Annotated in this window: 15 protein-coding genes and 2 tRNA genes; 9 read left to right on the top strand and 8 right to left on the bottom strand. The window is 50.8% G+C overall.

What is annotated here, in order from left to right; all coding sequences use genetic code 11:
* The first annotated feature begins 263 nt into the window (after positions 1–263).
* Positions 264–881, top strand: a complete 618-nt coding sequence (locus OGV67_RS07445) for a TetR/AcrR family transcriptional regulator (RefSeq protein ID WP_200064999.1) — start codon at positions 264–266, stop codon at positions 879–881.
* Between the two features lie 1,020 nt (positions 882–1,901).
* On the opposite strand, the gene OGV67_RS07440 is transcribed toward OGV67_RS07445, so the two are convergent.
* Complete coding sequence (locus OGV67_RS07440) at positions 1,902–2,387, bottom strand: hypothetical protein (protein WP_286465203.1); 486 nt, start codon at positions 2,385–2,387, stop codon at positions 1,902–1,904.
* Between the two features lie 122 nt (positions 2,388–2,509).
* Here OGV67_RS07440 and OGV67_RS07435 point away from each other — a divergent pair, with 122 nt between their 5' ends.
* The gene (locus OGV67_RS07435) at positions 2,510–3,178 is read left to right on the top strand and encodes a DUF3313 domain-containing protein (protein WP_286465201.1); all 669 of its coding nucleotides are present in this window, start codon (positions 2,510–2,512) and stop codon (positions 3,176–3,178) included.
* Positions 3,179–3,489: 311 nt separating this feature from the next.
* On the opposite strand, the gene OGV67_RS07430 is transcribed toward OGV67_RS07435, so the two are convergent.
* The 3 genes from OGV67_RS07430 to OGV67_RS07420 form a co-directional block, all read right to left on the bottom strand.
* Complete coding sequence (locus tag OGV67_RS07430; protein ID WP_286465200.1) at positions 3,490–4,851, bottom strand: YncE family protein; 1,362 nt, start codon at positions 4,849–4,851, stop codon at positions 3,490–3,492.
* 584 nt (positions 4,852–5,435) lie between these two features.
* A complete protein-coding gene (locus OGV67_RS07425) occupies positions 5,436–6,215 on the bottom strand; it encodes an SDR family oxidoreductase (RefSeq protein WP_058669334.1) in 780 nt (259 codons plus the stop codon).
* Positions 6,215–6,541, bottom strand: a complete 327-nt coding sequence (locus tag OGV67_RS07420; protein ID WP_047462801.1) for a nuclear transport factor 2 family protein — start codon at positions 6,539–6,541, stop codon at positions 6,215–6,217. The genes OGV67_RS07425 and OGV67_RS07420 overlap by 1 nt, the downstream gene beginning before the upstream one ends.
* A gap of 90 nt (positions 6,542–6,631) precedes the next feature.
* Between OGV67_RS07420 and OGV67_RS07415 the strand changes: the two genes are divergently transcribed.
* Positions 6,632–6,958: a winged helix-turn-helix transcriptional regulator gene (locus OGV67_RS07415; protein WP_012131813.1), complete on the top strand. Its 327-nt coding sequence runs from the start codon at positions 6,632–6,634 to the stop codon at positions 6,956–6,958.
* A 174-nt stretch (positions 6,959–7,132) separates the two neighbouring features.
* Here the strand turns inward: OGV67_RS07415 and OGV67_RS07410 are convergent, their stop codons facing one another.
* Complete coding sequence (locus tag OGV67_RS07410; RefSeq protein WP_161799995.1) at positions 7,133–8,866, bottom strand: ABC transporter ATP-binding protein; 1,734 nt, start codon at positions 8,864–8,866, stop codon at positions 7,133–7,135.
* Between the two features lie 301 nt (positions 8,867–9,167).
* On the opposite strand from OGV67_RS07410, the gene OGV67_RS07405 reads away from it, so the two are divergent.
* Together OGV67_RS07405 and OGV67_RS07400 are read left to right on the top strand one after the other, a co-directional pair.
* The gene (locus OGV67_RS07405; RefSeq protein ID WP_047462794.1) at positions 9,168–9,641 is read left to right on the top strand and encodes a cold-shock protein; all 474 of its coding nucleotides are present in this window, start codon (positions 9,168–9,170) and stop codon (positions 9,639–9,641) included.
* Positions 9,642–9,768: 127 nt separating this feature from the next.
* Positions 9,769–10,308 carry a DUF2058 domain-containing protein gene (locus OGV67_RS07400; protein ID WP_012131810.1) on the top strand — a complete coding sequence of 180 codons (540 nt, stop codon included), beginning with the start codon at positions 9,769–9,771 and terminating at the stop codon, positions 10,306–10,308.
* Positions 10,309–10,409: 101 nt separating this feature from the next.
* On the opposite strand, the gene OGV67_RS07395 is transcribed toward OGV67_RS07400, so the two are convergent.
* The 3 genes from OGV67_RS07395 to OGV67_RS22080 all read right to left on the bottom strand — a co-directional run bounded on the left by OGV67_RS07395 (position 10,410) and on the right by OGV67_RS22080 (position 12,226).
* Positions 10,410–10,485 (bottom strand) — tRNA-Asn (locus OGV67_RS07395).
* Between the two features lie 87 nt (positions 10,486–10,572).
* On the bottom strand, positions 10,573–12,072 hold the full coding sequence (locus tag OGV67_RS07390; protein ID WP_060816098.1) for an EmmdR/YeeO family multidrug/toxin efflux MATE transporter: 1,500 nt from the start codon (positions 12,070–12,072) through the stop codon (positions 10,573–10,575).
* Between the two features lies 1 nt (position 12,073).
* Positions 12,074–12,226, bottom strand: coding sequence for a DUF5951 family protein (locus OGV67_RS22080; protein WP_153258860.1), 153 nt, complete (start codon positions 12,224–12,226; stop codon positions 12,074–12,076).
* Positions 12,227–12,232: 6 nt separating this feature from the next.
* On the opposite strand from OGV67_RS22080, the gene OGV67_RS07385 reads away from it, so the two are divergent.
* From OGV67_RS07385 to OGV67_RS07370, 4 genes are all read left to right on the top strand, one after another.
* A tRNA-Asn gene (locus OGV67_RS07385) sits at positions 12,233–12,308 on the top strand.
* Between the two features lie 226 nt (positions 12,309–12,534).
* The gene (locus OGV67_RS07380) at positions 12,535–14,622 is read left to right on the top strand and encodes a TonB-dependent siderophore receptor (protein ID WP_115614743.1); all 2,088 of its coding nucleotides are present in this window, start codon (positions 12,535–12,537) and stop codon (positions 14,620–14,622) included.
* Positions 14,622–15,635 carry an ABC transporter substrate-binding protein gene (locus tag OGV67_RS07375; protein WP_071258837.1) on the top strand — a complete coding sequence of 338 codons (1,014 nt, stop codon included), beginning with the start codon at positions 14,622–14,624 and terminating at the stop codon, positions 15,633–15,635. The genes OGV67_RS07380 and OGV67_RS07375 overlap by 1 nt, the downstream gene beginning before the upstream one ends.
* On the top strand, positions 15,565–16,314 hold the full coding sequence (locus OGV67_RS07370) for a class I SAM-dependent methyltransferase (protein ID WP_071258840.1): 750 nt from the start codon (positions 15,565–15,567) through the stop codon (positions 16,312–16,314). The genes OGV67_RS07375 and OGV67_RS07370 overlap by 71 nt, the downstream gene beginning before the upstream one ends.
* Positions 16,315–16,328 lie beyond the last annotated feature (14 nt).

Raw genomic sequence — 16,328 nt, 5'->3', positions numbered from 1 at the left:
TCTGGACTACATCAATTATCGGGAAGCAGTTCACTATCAGCAAAACCGTTGTCACTTTGCGCTGTCCGACCGGACGTCTCATGAAAAACGGAGATGAAATTCGTTGCACTGAAACATCTCAGAGCAGGCTGATATGTAGTGTTACCTTCTCATTAAGTTAAAAAAGACATAACAGTAACCCTGATTATGAAACTAAAAAATCCACGCCTTTAATGAACCGGGCAGTTCTGTTAACATAGGATTGCCCAGAGGAGGGAAATCACATGCGAACGCTGACTGAAAAGAAACGAACTGACATCCTGAACGCCGCCACTACAGTCTTTCTCGAGCAGGGGTATGAACGCGCCTCCATGGATGGTGTGGCCAGAGCCGCAGAGTGCTCCAAGGCCACGCTCTATAATTATTTTTCTTCTAAGGAAATGCTCCTTGACGCCGTCGTCAGGGCTTATGGCACTAACTTTCTGACGCGCGCCGCCGATGAAATTTGCAGTCAGGAGAACCGCCATCTTCCCCTGTCTGAAAGGTTGCAACGTTTTGGCGAGGGAATGCTGGGAACCATGACATCGGACTGGAAGGGGCTTCAGCTGTATCGCATGGTTGTGGGCGAGGCAGGCCATTCACGTATCGGCGATATTTTTTATGAATCCGGTGTCAGGGAAAGTATGAACGCTCTTGCGACGCTGATGGAGCAGCATATTGAGGACGGCGACCTTATCCCCTTCCGACCGGATTTGAGGGCAAAACAGTTTTCTGCGCTGGTTAAAGCTGAGGCTGACGAGCTTTTCCTGCTGCACGATATGCCTGTGTATACGCGCGAAGATATCGCCGTAATGGTAAAAAATGCCGTAGACCTGTTTTTATCGGGCGCATCACTACGCTGACAAACTAAAGAGTGGAGTATTGTTCGCGATATCGGTTGACTATTTCTAACATTTAAATAAACTGATACGTACAGTTTATTTATGAAAGGGTTATGTCAATGCTTAATCGTTACATTATGGTGGCAAGTCTCATTGTGGGCTCGCTTTTGCTCAGCGGCTGCGTTTCTTTATTCTGAGGATATGACATGCGTCTTGTTTACAGTCTCTTCACTGGCATTATGATATTGATGCTTACCGGGTGTCTGTCCATCGGCAGCCACATCTGACCCTGCCAGCCCGCGTTCCGGCGGGCTTTTTTCTGACGCTTCCTGCATGCAGTTATAATGACAACCCCGAAAACATGAGTAATAAACAGAATCCTGATGGACGGAGCCACCAGAACCTCTGCAACAAACATTGTCATTACCGAGTCCTGACCGGCACCCGGGCGCGCTCCGCGTGTTTAGTCCCGGGCCAGACTTTCAGACGCCGGATTTGGGTTATTTCTTTTATATTTATGATGAGATGCCACTGCTTAATCACTACAGTCACAGTAATAGAGGAAAATAAATCAGCTTACTTGTTTCACTCCGATGCCTTCAGAAGGCAGCCCCGTAATTTCCGCACAATTTTTCCATCCGTGAACCCGGTCCGATGATGAGTATGTTTTCACCAGAGGGTGACGCCGTTTAGTACCAGCAGCACCAGCGCACACAGAGTATCCACAACGAGGCATTCCACCATGAGAAATACCCGCAGCAGCCCTGGTGAAGCCCGCCACACCCTGACAGCATAGTATACGGCCCGACGCCGCCCCAGTCGATGCAGGCGAAACAATTCCCACAGGTTACCGGCAGTTCTCAGCAAACCGCATGCAACGCTTATCAGCATGGCTCCGTACACGAACCATTGCTGCGTTGGCATGATTTCCAGCGCCCCGGCTATCTGCCAGCTATTCATCAGCCGGGCTGAATGTCAAATGTGATGAGGGTGTCGCCGGCAATAAAATGCGCGCCAGGGCAGCATTGATAAGCAGTACATTCATGCTTTTGTTCCCGCTGCAAACCGCCAAAGAAAATCATCCGTTTTGCGCCTGACTTCTTTTCGAAGTTGCGCCATATCCTGCTGAACGCCAGCCATTATGCTCCGCAGTTCCTCTGTCTGTGTCAGAAAGGCGCAGCTCATCGCACCGGAGGGCTGGCAGCGCAGTTCTCCGCGAACCATCGCCCTATCTATAACGCTCCGCGCATAATCTTCTGCTGGTGAAAAGGCGCCCCGCCCCCGGCTTTCAGGGCCACCACTGGCTTCGCCATATTTCTGCAGCGTCAGCATCAGTCTTATAAGTCTGCGCCGCAACGACAGCCCAGAATAGCGGAGTGGCAGACACCCTATAAAATCGGCACGTTCAGTGCTCACTTCCCGTATGGTCTCCGGCATCTTCTCCCTCAGTGCTGCCGTGGGCACCTGAAGTGCACGAATATTGTAAGTCCTGCCTGACAAAAAAAATTCTGGGTTGATGTACAGCATTCTTCATTCCTCAGGTGAAAGTCACACACACGAAACTAAACATTTTCTTGACAGAGTCAGCATAAACCACATTAACTATACCGTACAGTTTATTTTAATTGGAAAGTAATCGGAGAATATTTATGGTCTGCCTGACAAAAAAGCTGTCCCATACGTTTATACTGACCGTCATCATTGCCACCGCGGGGTGTTCGTCCACATCACCGGTAAAATATTCCGGCATTGAGGCCACGTCCAGGATGACGCCCAACACTGCTGACGACAGCGACCGGATCCCCTTCCGCTACGCTGCTCCGGTTGACTGGAGTAAATACCGCAACATCACCATTGCTCCAGTTGATATCTATGGCGGGAGCGACGCACAGTTTAATGACCTGTCTCAGGAAGACCGACGCAATCTCGCAGACTATATGCAAAAGAAGTTTGCCGAAGTTCTGGGAGAGAAGTTTACTGTCAATAAAAACGCCGGAAGCGCCCCTTCTCTCAGGCTTCAGTTGACACTGACCGGCGCGGACACGACGCCGCAGGTTGTGGGCACTTTTACAAAATTCGACCTGGCCGGAGGTCCTTATAACATCGTTCAGTCCGTGCGTGGCGGGCGAGGACTGATGAGTGGGTACGTCAATTATGTCGTTGAGGTGAAAGATGCCGCGACCGGTGAACTTCTGCTGGCCTATGTGGCAGAGCAGTATCCCAACGCCATGAACGTAGGTGCAACGTTTGGCTCAATGAGCGCGGCAGAGACAGGAGTGGACAAAGGCGCGGAGCAGCTTCTGGAAAAGCTACACTAAGGCAGGCGGTAATAAGAACATTTTTGCCTGTGAGGACAAGTGTCCATCAGTGTAGCAAATGCTACACTGATGGAAGTCGGCTCTTCGCTCAAAGCAGCTTCTTAGACACTCGCATATGGGCTGCCTGGTACAGCAAACATTGCAACGCGGGGTATTTGTTGGAACTTTGTGTTGATTGATCGCTATGGACGTCAATCAGCCTCGAGTAAAAAGATGTGAATACCGATCAGATACGCTAAAACATACCCCCGGCCCACAGGTGACTGGGGGTTAATAATAATGCCTGCGGCTAACCTGGCGGACTCATGCCGTTATTTTTTGGCGGTGATTTTCGTCACTGAGCCTGTCTGAACTTTATCCCCGATCGAGCCATACATAGACACCAGATAAACTGCGCCATCAGGCCCGGCGGTCAGGTTGTTTGGCGTATCATCCACCGGGATATTAGCGACCAGTTTACCGTCCTTGTTCAGCACTGCTACGGTTCCGCCTGCACGCGTGGCGGCGAAAACCTGCGATGTCACCGGATCCCAGACGACAGATACTCCCCCGGCACCAATATAGGTATCCGCAAGTACCTTACCATCCGCATCAAGAACCACGACATTGTTCGTCTCTTGGGACGCGACATACAGACGGCCAGTCTGCGGATCGCGAGCGATGTCGGTTGCGCCCTGCGCCTGAGGTACTTTCACCGCCGTACTCTTGCCGGTTTTGAGATCAATCCAGCCTACCCATGGCGTATCGCGGCTGACGCCGTAGAGCTTGCCGCCAGCGCTATCGAGGGTAAGATCGGTACTGTTAAACAGGTTTTTGCCACGCTCCACCACAAACTCCAGCTGACCGATGTGCTCCAGCGTTTTGGTGTCATACACTTCGACAAAACCGGTCAGCGCCGCGCTGACATAGGCCCGATTGTTGGCTTCATCAATAACCACATCGCGTGGATGCGAGACCGATCCCTCCGGGAAAACCTTCACGACGGAAAGCGTTTTTGCGTCATAGACGGTCACCGTCTCGGCAAGGGTGTTCGTCGTCCAGACCTGATTATAGGCATTATCAACACCGACGCCGAAGACACCAATCTGCTCACCCTTTTTGTCTTTAGGCAGTGTTGCCTCCGCTTCGACAGCCAGGGTTCTGGCATTCAGTCTCATTAGGCGGCTACCATCCTTCGGGCCGCGTGCAGAAGTCACGAACAGCTTTCCGTCAGCCGACACTGCCGACTGGTAAGCCCGCTCACCGACGGACGTTGTTTGCAGCCTGAAAGCCTCCGTGTTTTTTGGCGGGACAATCTGGGACAATTTCAACATGACCTGCGAAACGCTCGCGGGGTTTTGCGTAATAACAGTGAGTGGATGAAGGCCTGTTGCGGCATCGGCCGGAACGGTCAACGGAATATTGAGGTTTCCCTTCTCGTCGGCGGTCAGTGGTTTCGGTGTCAGGACTTCAGCACCATTGAGAATGGTGACGGTCGTGCCCGCCTGCAAGCTCTTAATGGCTATAACCGTTTTATCTCCGGGCTTGACGGGAACTTCCCGTGACCCGGCACGGATGCTACCAGGAAAGGTCGTGGTGGCGGCTGTCCATTGGCTATCGGCGTATGCCGTTGTGGCGGTTGACATCGCAATAGCTGAGGCCAACAGCATTGACCAGACTGAAATTCTTCTCATCTTCTCTCCATAAATTGTATTGATGCTGCATCTCAACGCAGCCACAGGGTTTTCCCACGCGATGAGTCTTATCTTCCGCCATGAGAACCAGATCTTGTTTTAAGCGCGTTCAACATAGCACACTGATGCAAATAGTTATCATTACTGTATCGCGGGGAAACGTGGTGGGGGTTTTGGGTAGGGGGGGCAGGAGGGGCACCTTAAGATTCAACCATTAGAAATGTTAGCTGCGAAAAAACGATGTAGTATTATGTATATTAAACTTAATATTCTGTGACAGCTTGTAATAAAAATGGAGTATTCACTCTGAATAACGCTTGGGCTTTTAAAATTAAAAGATGAAAAATGAGTAATAAGAATATTAAAAGCTACTGTCGTGATTGTTGCAAAAAACTAATTATCAGGAAGATGGAACATCAATTTTTGCTTTCTATCCGTATAGGGCGAGAAGGTCCGCTTGTCGCTCATAGCAGACTGTTCACTTACGTCAGACTGTTTTGCGTCAAAACGGACGCTACGATTAACCATTTTCTGCCTCTGGCGATCTTAATCGGCTCATAATTCGAGCCGATTAAGATACATGATTACACCGTCGGGATGGTGCCGCCATCTATCACATATTCGGTGCCGGTGATGGTGGCAGCATGAGATGACGCGAGGAAAGCAATGAGCTTCGCCACCTCAATGGGCTTTGACGGACGACCAAGAGGAATACCCCCGAGTGCATTCATGATGATTTGCTTACCGCCTTCGTAATCCGTTCCCGCCTGCTTCGCCAGTCGCTCTGCCATCGCTACCGAAGCTTCGGTTTCGATCCAGCCGGGCGCAACACGAACCACACGGACCCCCTTCGGGGATACCTCTTTCGACAGGCTCTTGCTGTACGCCGACAGCGCAGCTTTTGCCGCCGCATAACCGGTGGTCGATTCCGGTAACGGCAGTTCACGCTGGATAGAGGTGACGTGAATGATAACCCCGCTGCCCTGCGCCAGCATCCCTGGCAGCAGCGCACGATCTAAGCGTACCGCTGGCAGCAGATTAAGGTTGAGTTCCTGCTGCCACTCCGTTTCGCCCAGTGCTGCAAAACCACCTCCAGGTGAGGTAGAACCGCCCGCAACATGGATGATGGCGTCGACACCGCCCAGATGCTTCTGAACGGCTTCAGCTACTGAAGCACACCCGTTGACCGTGGTCAGGTCCGCCGCCACGAAGGCGTCGGCGATACATTCTGTGGGCGTATGACGCGCGGTGGTTAACACCCTGGCACCCAGTTGCTTTAATAATCCAACGACCGCTTTGCCGACGCCTTTGGTGCCGGCAGTAACCAGTATGCGTTTGTCCTGAAAATCAAGATCTAACGACATCAGATAATCTCCAGTGTGTTGATCTTGCCGCCGACCAGGCCGAAAGCATGCTTAAGCACTATCGGGCTGCCGGGAAAATTACCGACGACGTTTGAGGTGACTGTCACCCGGTGGCCTTCGGTGAGGAACTGAACCGGCTCAACGCTGTAGTCAAACGCGGCCTGTGCGGCACGTTGCCATGCCTCGATCGCTGCGTGTCCCTTATGCGTTTTACCTTCGTCTGTCACGACAGCATCGGCGGTAAAACAGTGCTTAACGTTGGCAATATCTGCTCCGTTGCTGATCGCAAAATAGTCAGAAATAGCGTGCGGTAGGGCTAATGACATGGCGCTTTACTCCCGTTGTTTACAGTACAGGAATTTTCAACATAGACTGTGAAATTGACAAGTACGCACGAAAAAGTGAGCAACTGAATTATGAGTAAGTTATACACTCCAGAATCTGCCGCAAGCGGCGTGGAGCATGTGCTGCGACTGCTGGAAGGTCGCTGGAAATTAATTATTCTTTTTCATCTGTTCGATGGAAAGGTACAGCGCTATTCTGATTTTGAAAAACTGATCCCGGGTATTTCACAGAAGATGCTGGCTCAGCAACTGCGACAACTGGAAGCCGACGGCATCGTATCACGCACGGTGTACCCTCAGGTGCCGCCGAAAGTGGAATATCGCCTGACCGAGTGGGGGCAAGAACTGTGCCCGGCCCTTGATGCAATGCTGAAATGGGCGGAAAAACGCGAGGATTAGTTGTCACCAGGGCCTTTTTGTCGTGAGCGAAAATCACTGATATCTGGTTTTCGCTCAAATCGGACATGGTTATGCCGAACCTCTTGTCCGGCGTACACCGGGGGCAATGACGATATATTTGGATGGGTTACATCTGGAATGACGTGTAAATACCTGCGTACCATTCCCGTAGCATTAAACTGCCTGAGTCATCACCGATTTAAACTGCGCATGCCACATGTCGTAAAATTTTCCCCGACGGCTTATCAGCGCAGTGAAGTCCCCATTTTCGATGACCTCTCCAGCAGACATCACGATAATCCTGTCGAACTCTTTTATATTACCGAGCCTGTGCGTCACTGCGATCACGGTTGTGTTCAGGGCCAGAATATCATTAAACAGCCGGTGCTCAGTTTCAGGATCGAGTGATGAAGAGAACTCATCAAAAATAAACAGATTGGCCTTTCGGTATAGCGCCCGTGCAATCGCGAGCCGCTGCCACTGCCCTATAGAGAGTTCATCGCCGCCGAACTGCTTGCCCAGCCGGGTATGCTGGTCATACGGAAATCCTACCTTTTTCAGCAATTCATCAACCGCTGGCGACGGGGTTTCTGCATCATAATTATTCAGGGCAATGTTTTCGCCCACCGTGAACTCGTATTTTCCGTAATCCTGAAACACGGTGGCTATCTGGTTCCGGTAACTTTCAATATCCAACCTGTCGAGCGGCACGCCTGACACAGACACCGCCCCCTCACTGAAGGCGTACATACGCAGGATCATTTTAATCAGAGTTGTTTTTCCGCTGCCGTTCTCACCGAGAATAACGACCTTTTCACCGGGGGCAATTTCAAGGTTAACCCCATTCAGGGCTGGATGATTACGCCCCTCATACTGAAACCGAAGTTTGTGAATGCTGAGGGCAAAAGGTGTTTCGGCGGGTAAGGTAAGGTGCCCGTTTTTCACCGGTTCAATCTTATCCGTCATAAACGCATGGTAGCGGGTGAAAAAACTGCTCATGCTGACGAGATTCGAACCATAATTGGCTATCTCGTCGAGGTGCGATTTCATCATCACAATGGACTGAAACACCATCACCAGCGCGCTCACGGCAATATCACTGGTGCGTAAGTTGTTTAAAAAAAGAGTTACCCCGACGAACAGCATAGTCAGGCTCAGCATCATGGCTGGCACAGGCGTGATTAGCGCGCGGATGCGCTGTTTGTGCATGCGATTATAGGTATTGCGAGCGGACGCATTGAATTTAGTCAGCAGATATTTACCAAGACCGTAAAGCCGGATCTCCTGCAAAAAACTCTTGTCCATACTGACGCCATATACGTAGCGCATCGCAATCGCATCTTTAGACGTGAAGAATAAATCCCGCACGTATCTCTGCTGGATATGCATATTGATGGCAATCATCGGTATGGCGGAAAGCGCACAAATGGCCGCCCCTGCTCCTGAATAGTTGATCAGAACCAGCAGCAGACTGCCGGCCATGACGATTGCCCGGATAACGTAAATGATACAGATGATGAAATTAAGCGGTCGATACGCCGCTTCTTTTTTCAAATATTCCAGTTGCTCGTAACGCTCCTTATTATCAAACAGGCTCAGGGAAAAGGAGTCGTTCATACGGCACATAATCTTAGCGCTGAAGTGATTGGTCGAAATCTCCGTGACATCCCCCTGAACAAGATTGACCAGAGGCTGCATAAGCTGCATGCCAAGGAGTGAAACACACCAGACCGCAACGTTCAGCATCAGATCGCCGTCGGTGGTTTGCACTGCATGCAGCGTGTTGATTATTTGGCCGGTCATAAAGATGTTGAGGGCCGGTATCAGCCCCTGAAGCAACACAACGACGATAAGTGCGGTAATACGAAGTGGGCATGACGCAAAGACGTACCTGATAGCCAGTAGCACTGACGACCTCCCTTGTTGCAGTAGCCATAGATCGTGTGAGTCGCAGATCATGATAGATGAGAATGGCACTCAATTGCATTAATGGAATGTAACAGTGAACTGGGTTGTGAAGTAGACGTTCTCTCCCATCTCTGGCCATCGGCCAAATGCAATCGCGACTTCCCCTCCCCCAACGGCCCCCTGGTCTGATGGACATTTATCACCCAAACTTAAGCCAAAGACATGGTCTGCGTGGGCATTGTGCTTTACACTGCGCGCTGTAAAAACTGAGTAGATAAACGATTAACCAGGCGGTAAGGCGATGAACGGAACAATCACAACGTGGTTTAAAGATAAAGGTTTTGGATTTATCAAAGATGAAAACGGTGATAATCGCTATTTTCATGTGATTAAGGTTGCCAACCCTGAGCTGATTAAGAAAGACGCGGCGGTGATTTTTGAACCCACCACCAATAACAAAGGCTTGTCCGCTTATGCTGTGAAAGTCATCCCGGAAAGCAAATACATCTATATCGCGGGCGAGCGCCTGAAGCTCACGTCGATCAAGTCTTATCTGGTTTACAGCGAAGAAGTGCCAGCCGATACTCGAATTGATAAAGAAAACGCGGTGCTGTCTGTGGGCGTGCTGATGAGTAGTATCAGACCCAAATCAGCCGCAAAGCCCGGTGAAATGCGCTCGCTGAGAAAACTGGCAATCACCACCTTCCAGGGAACGACGTTAATCTTCTCGGAAGATGAGATAGACATAGAGGCCACGGTGAAACTGCTCAAGTAATTCATCTGAATCCCGTGCCGGAATACTGCGCCATTCATAAACAGAATTCCGGCTCGCGTGCGCCAGGTACAGACGCAAAAATTACGGGTATAATCACATACATTATTCAACGGTTTCAGAAACGAAGATGACAAAACTCACCTTACAAGAGCAGATGCTAAAAGCGGGATTAGTAACCAGTAAAAAAATGGCCAAAGTTCAGAGAACGGCTAAAAAATCACGAGTTCAGGCGCGTGAAGCAAGAGAGGCAGTGGAAGAAAATAAAAAAGCGCAACTTGAGCGTGATAAACAGCTAAGCGAGCAACAAAAACAAGCGGCTTTATCTAAAGAATATAAAGCGCAGGTGAAGCAACTTATTGAAATGAATAGAATCAGCATTTCAAAAGGCGATATTGGTTTTAACTTCACAGATAATAACTTAATTAAAAAAATAGATGTGGATAAGGCGACGCAAGCCCAGTTGATTAATGGTCGCCTCGCCATTGCGCGTTTGGTTGTTGATAACGGTGGGGAATGTGAATACGCGATTATCCCCGCAAGCGTGGCCGATAAAATTGCACAGCGAGATGCTAACAGTATCGTCTTAAATAGTGCGCTTAGTCAGGAAGAGCAGGACGAAGAAGATCCGTATGCTGATTTTAAAGTGCCTGATGATTTGATGTGGTAATCAACGTTTGTCGATCAGCGTCCGGCGTGCCGGGCACTGAAAGAACTGAATGCCGATGACGGAAAGCAAAAAGCCCGCTAAAAAGCGGGCTTTTCTAAATTTGGCTCCTCTGACTGGACTCGAACCAGTGACATACGGATTAACAGTCCGCCGTTCTACCGACTGAACTACAGAGGAATCGTGTGAACGGGGCGCATATTAACGACGCTCACGATCATTGTCAAAGCCTGAATGCACAAACACGTTCGTTTGCCGAAATATTCTTCATTTCGTTGGAGATTCAGGCTGAACGGGCGATTTTATACGCTCTTCACGCTCAGGACGCGGGTATTTCCATAGCCAACGACCGCTGACCATACGCCAGTAAAACAGTGCGGCGCGCACCGCCCAGTCAAAGAACATCCCCAGCCAGACCCCGACAACGCCCCAGCCAAGCACGATCCCCAGCGTATAACCCGCAACCACGCGGCAGCCCCACATCCCCAGCATCGAAACCCACATTGCAAAACGTGCGTCCCGCGCCCCTTTAAACCCTGAGGGCAACACCCAGGACGCAGACCAAATCGGCATAAACGCCGCGTTCAGCCAAATCAGAACCACGACAACATCTTTTACATCCTGATCGTGGGTATAAAACGAGGCCATCAGTCCCGCAAACGGCGCGCTTAACCATGCAATCGCGGTCAGTCCAATGGTAGATAGCCAGAACACATGACGAAGCTGAATCTCTGCCTGGGAAATCTGACCATTCCCCAGCCGTCGGCCAGTGATGATTGTCGATGCAGAACCCAGCGCGTTTCCGGGCAGGTTGATCAGCGCGGCAATTGAAAAAGCGATGAAGTTACCGGCAATAACGCTGGTCCCCATCCCCGCCACGAACATCTGCGTTAACAATTTCCCACCGTTGAACAAAACAGATTCGATGCTCGCAGGGATACCAATCCCCATCACTTCCCAGATAATGGTGAAGTTCAGCGGCTTAAAATAGCTCTTCAACGTAATGCGCAATGCCGGGTTAAAACCAATCATCAACACCCAGATAATGGCGACGGCTCCGATATAGCGAGAGATGGTCAACCCGAGTCCCGCCCCGACAAAACCCAGCCCCTGCCAGGAAAAAACGCCATAAATCAGGACGCTGCTGATCATGATGTTAAGAATATTCATGCCGCCATTGATCAACAGCGGAATTTTGGTATTTCCGGCTCCACGCAATGCGCCACTGCCAATCAGGGCGATGGCCGCAGCGGGATAGCTGATCACCGTCAGTTCCAGGTATGTCAGCGCCAGAGCCTTCACCTCGGAAGACGCCTCCCCGGCCACGACATCAATAATTTGTTCGCCAAAATAGTGAATAACCGCCGCCAGCACGATGGCAAAAAGCGTCATGATCACCAGTGACTGTCTCGCGGCGGCCCTGGCGCGACGACGATCGCGTTTTCCCAGGCTAAACGCCACAACCACGGTCGTCCCAAGATCGATAGCAGCAAAAAACGCCATAATGACCATGTTGAAGCTATCGGCAAGCCCTACCCCGGCCATCGCCTCTTTACCCAACCAACTGACCAGAAAGGTGCTCAGCACCCCCATTAGCAGTACGCAGGTATTTTCCAGAAAGATAGGCACGGCAAGCGGGGTGATTTCACGCCAGAAAAGAACCTTATAACTCTTACGTTTGGCATACCAGGGCGTACGAGAGACGGCCTGGCGTAAGGCTGCGGAGACGTTCAAAGTGGACCTTAATGAAGAAAGTTGAAACCTCATTTCAAATAATGAGGGAGAATCCAAAAAGCTGCAAAGTTTTTTCCCTGTAAAATGTCTGCAATTGCAACAAACTGTTGAGAGAAGCAGCAATTGAACCGTCACCAGGGAAATGAGGTTTGACAAAAGATTTTTCGCCGCTAAGATAAGCCTCCACAACGATTCCTCTGTAGTTCAGTCGGTAGAACGGCGGACTGTTAATCCGTATGTCACTGGTTCGAGTCCAGTCAGAGGAGCCAGATTTTAGTCTCGAGATATCTCAGTGAGTCTTGAGGCGTTTTAAAAGCAGCAGTTAAATTGAACCGGTCGTCCTGATAAGGATTGCCGGTTTTTTTGACGCCTGTCGTTTTTGGACAATCCCACAGACCTCTCCTGCCCCCTTCCCACTTGTTCTCATTTGTCTACTTTTTTTCTTTATGAAATATGTTATGTTATAACATATCCATTATAATGTAATGCCAACCTATGAAACTTAAGCCTTCTTTGATAGCTCTCGCAGTAGCAGTAAATACTTCGCCTCTGGCCTATGCAGCAGATGAAACCATCGTCGTCACCGGCAGTGACGTATCCGACTATTCCGCCGAATCCGACTCGGCACGTCTTTCATCCGGTTCAGCCTCACGTCTCGGTTTGACCGATAAGCAAACGCCACGCCACACTGAAACCATCAGCGCCAGAACCATTACGGCTAAGGGCAAACGCACGCTCACCGAGGTTGTTGAGACCGCCCCGGGCATGTCCGGCACCAGCTCACCTACGCTCTCAAACAGCGTTTCACTGCGCGGCTTCTCCGGCGTTTCCTGGCTGCTAAACGGCGTGGCTGTACCCGGTAGCACCATTCAAATCGCCGACCCGGTTCATTATGAAAACGTGGACATCCTGTATGGCACAGGCTCCGTTTTAAATGGTCTGAGTTCTGCCGGTGGCAGCGTCAACCTGATATCACGTAAAGCAACCTTTGGTCGACAGCCAGTGGAAGCTGACTATAGCTGGTCAAGCTATAACAGCCATCGCGCCCACATCGGCGCGGGCGGTACGCTTGTTGAGGGTATAGCTGCTGGCCGCGTGGATGTAAGCGCATCAAATACCGGCACTCAGGTTGATAAAGAGCGCAGTCGCCCGAAGCGCATCAGCGCACAGCTCCTGCTGACGCCGACCGATAACACACAGGTCACTTTTGACATCGATCGTAGCTTAACGGATATGCGCAATCCCTATTTCGGGACGCCTGTCATCAACGGCAACGTTGATCGCGACTTGCGCCATGTAAACTACAACAACATTCAGGATGCGCATATCCGCAGCCAGGCAACCTCATTCCAGTCAACCCAGTCCTGGTATGCAACGCCTGATGTAACCTTTGATAACCAGTTCTATTATTACAAAGGATTCCGCGAATGGCAGAACGTTGAACGCTATTACCCGTCAAACAAAGCGGGCTATGTTACCCGTGATTCTTATGGCGATCTTGCTCATGATGACAAGCTGACGGGCAACCGTACTATGGTCACCTGGGATCACCCGATTGCATCATTCGCCAACCGCGTGACTGCGGGTGTCGATTTTTCAAAACGCGAATTCCAGTACTATTCTAACGGCTTCCCGGGCGGCGAAGATGTTCTGTTGACCAACCCCGCCTCCAATGACTTTCGCACCGGTGCGGGTGGCAAGATGCGCTCACCTGTTCGTCACATCACTCAGAACCAGTATGCCTTGCTGCTGGAAGACAATCTGAATATCACTGATGCTGTCGCCCTGTTAAGCCAGTTGCGCTATACCAACCTGGACATGCACTGGAATTACCAGCAGGACAATAAAACCATCAATCATAGCTATAGCTTTATGAGCGTTGGTATTGGGCCGAGCTGGGCCATTAACGAAAACTGGACGGTATATGCCAACTATTCCACAGGTAAAGAGCCCGGCAGCGATATCTTCTTTATCAGCCCTGAACAAACGTCCCTGCCACTTACAGAAGTTCAGCAATATGAAGCCGGTGTAAAAGGGACATTCGACCACGGTGAAATGAAGCTGGCCGTTTACGATCTCCAGAAAAAAAATCTTTATCAGCAATCGGCTGTCCAGGCCGGTGTATGGAATGCGGTTGGCAAGCAGACTTCGCGCGGCATTGAGTTCAGCGGATTGATTAAACCGCTGGATAGCGTCACGCTGGCGGGTAATGTGGCTTATACCCATGCGCGCTTTGACAATTTCAAACAAGGTACGCAGGACCTTTCCGGCAATCAGCCGCGCTATATCCCGGAGTGGACGGTTAACCTTTCTGGCCGTTATATGCCGATTAGCAAACTGGGGCTGGGCGCGCAGGTCCACTATGTTGGCAGTAGCTATAACGATGATGCCAACAAAAACAAAATGGGCGATTACACGACTGTCGACCTGAACGCCGATTATGAAGTGATTAAGGACGTTACCGTAGGCACCCGCGTGCGTAACCTGACGGATCGCTTCTACACCTGGCAGCGTACTTATACAGGGCAGGAAATGATTGCGCCAGGTCGAACTTACGAAGCCTATGTCAACATGCGCTTCTGATGAAACGCCTGGCCTCCCTCGCGTTGCTGGCAACCTTCGCCAGCTTTGCGCATCCCGTTACGTTGCAGAATTGCGGAAGATCCTGGACGTTTGAGCACGTACCACAGCGGACAATCGTCTATATGCCGACCGCAATGGAAAACATGCTCGCATTACATCTGGGAGATTCCGTGATCAGTGCTGTCGGTTATCGGCCAGATGAAGATACCGCGCCCTCCCCCTGGTATAAACCGCTAAAAGCACGTCTCGACAGTTCGCCCTGGTCGGGAGAGGCCTTGCTGAGTTCCCGACCAGATTTTATCTATTCCGGCAGCTATTACTGGTTTAACAGCCCGGAGACCGCCGGTCGTGAAAGGATGGCTGAATGGGGAATTGGAAGCTGGCTCATTGAAGGGATGTGCAATGGCCTGCAAAGTGGCCCTCCTGCGCCTGTAACCTTCGACAGCATCTACGACGAGTTGCGTAATATTGCGCGCATATATGGCGTGGAGCCGCGCGCAGAAGCGCTTATCAATGAACTGAAGCAACAGGTCGCTGCTGACAGCCGCATAAAACTGCCACGCAGAACGCTTATGTGGTGGTATTCCGGTACGGCAACACCTTATGTGGCGGGCGGTTATGGCGCTTCTGAGCTGTTAACCAAAACCATCGGCAGTAAAAACATTTTTGATAACAGTGCTGAACTGTGGCCCGCCATGAGCTGGGAGGTCATTGCCGAACGGGACCCTGACTACCTGATCCTGGGCGATCTGCAAAGGGGGGGAGATGGCGACAGCGCCCGAAGCAAAATCGATTTTCTTGAACGTAATCCCCTCACCGCAGGCATGAAGGCGGTTAAAGCAAAACGTTACATCATTTTACCTGGCTATGACATGGACGCATCTGCGCGTTCAGTTCTGGCCCTTCACCGACTAGTCACACAAATACACGCTAAGGAACAACATGACCTTTCCAGCCCGCGAATTACTGAAAAACTGGGACGAACAACAAAGCGCCTACATCGCTCACCGTGAAGAACGCTATAACGCCGCGCTGGATGTTCTGGCAATGCTATATGGCGAAGAATTCCATGTGGTGGATCTGGCCTGTGGTCCAGGCTCATTCAGCATGCGTCTTCTGAATCGCTTTCCGGCGATAAGAGTAACGGCTATTGACCTCGACCCGCTTCTGCTTACGCTGGCCAAAGAAGCCTTATCTGAATACAGTGACCGTATTCAGTTCTTCAGCGGCGATATTGCAACAGCGGATTGCTTTGCCGCTATTACCGACAAACCGCAGGCCGTTGTTTCCAGCACGGCCATCCACTGGCTGCTGCCGGAACAGCAGGTCGCGCTTTATCGCAACATCTTTAACCTGCTGGATGAACATGGCTTATTCATGAACGCCGATCATCAGCGATTTGATAGTTGCAATCCATGCCAGAAACGGATTGCCCAGCTTCATGACGAAGATACGCAGAAAAAAGCCTGGACAGCGGGAGTGCAGGACTGGGATAGCTGGTTTGCATCGGCCACCCGTCATCATGAGCTGGCTGATTTGATGGACGCGCGCACCGCTATCTTTAAAGACCGCCCGACACCGCTGCCCACCACGGTCGAATTCCAGCTCGCCGCCCTGCGCCAGGCGGGTTTTAGCGAAACGGGTACTCTCTGGCAATTCCTGGATGATTATGTGATCGCTGGCTGGAAATAATCATGCTGCGTTCT

The sequence above is a fragment of the Citrobacter sp. CK188 genome, assembly GCF_030333525.1.
In the GTDB taxonomy this organism is placed as follows: Bacteria; Pseudomonadota; Gammaproteobacteria; order Enterobacterales; family Enterobacteriaceae; genus Citrobacter_B; species Citrobacter_B koseri.
Note: the sequence above shows the minus strand (reverse complement) of the source record. Positions and strands in the feature narration are given on the sequence as shown.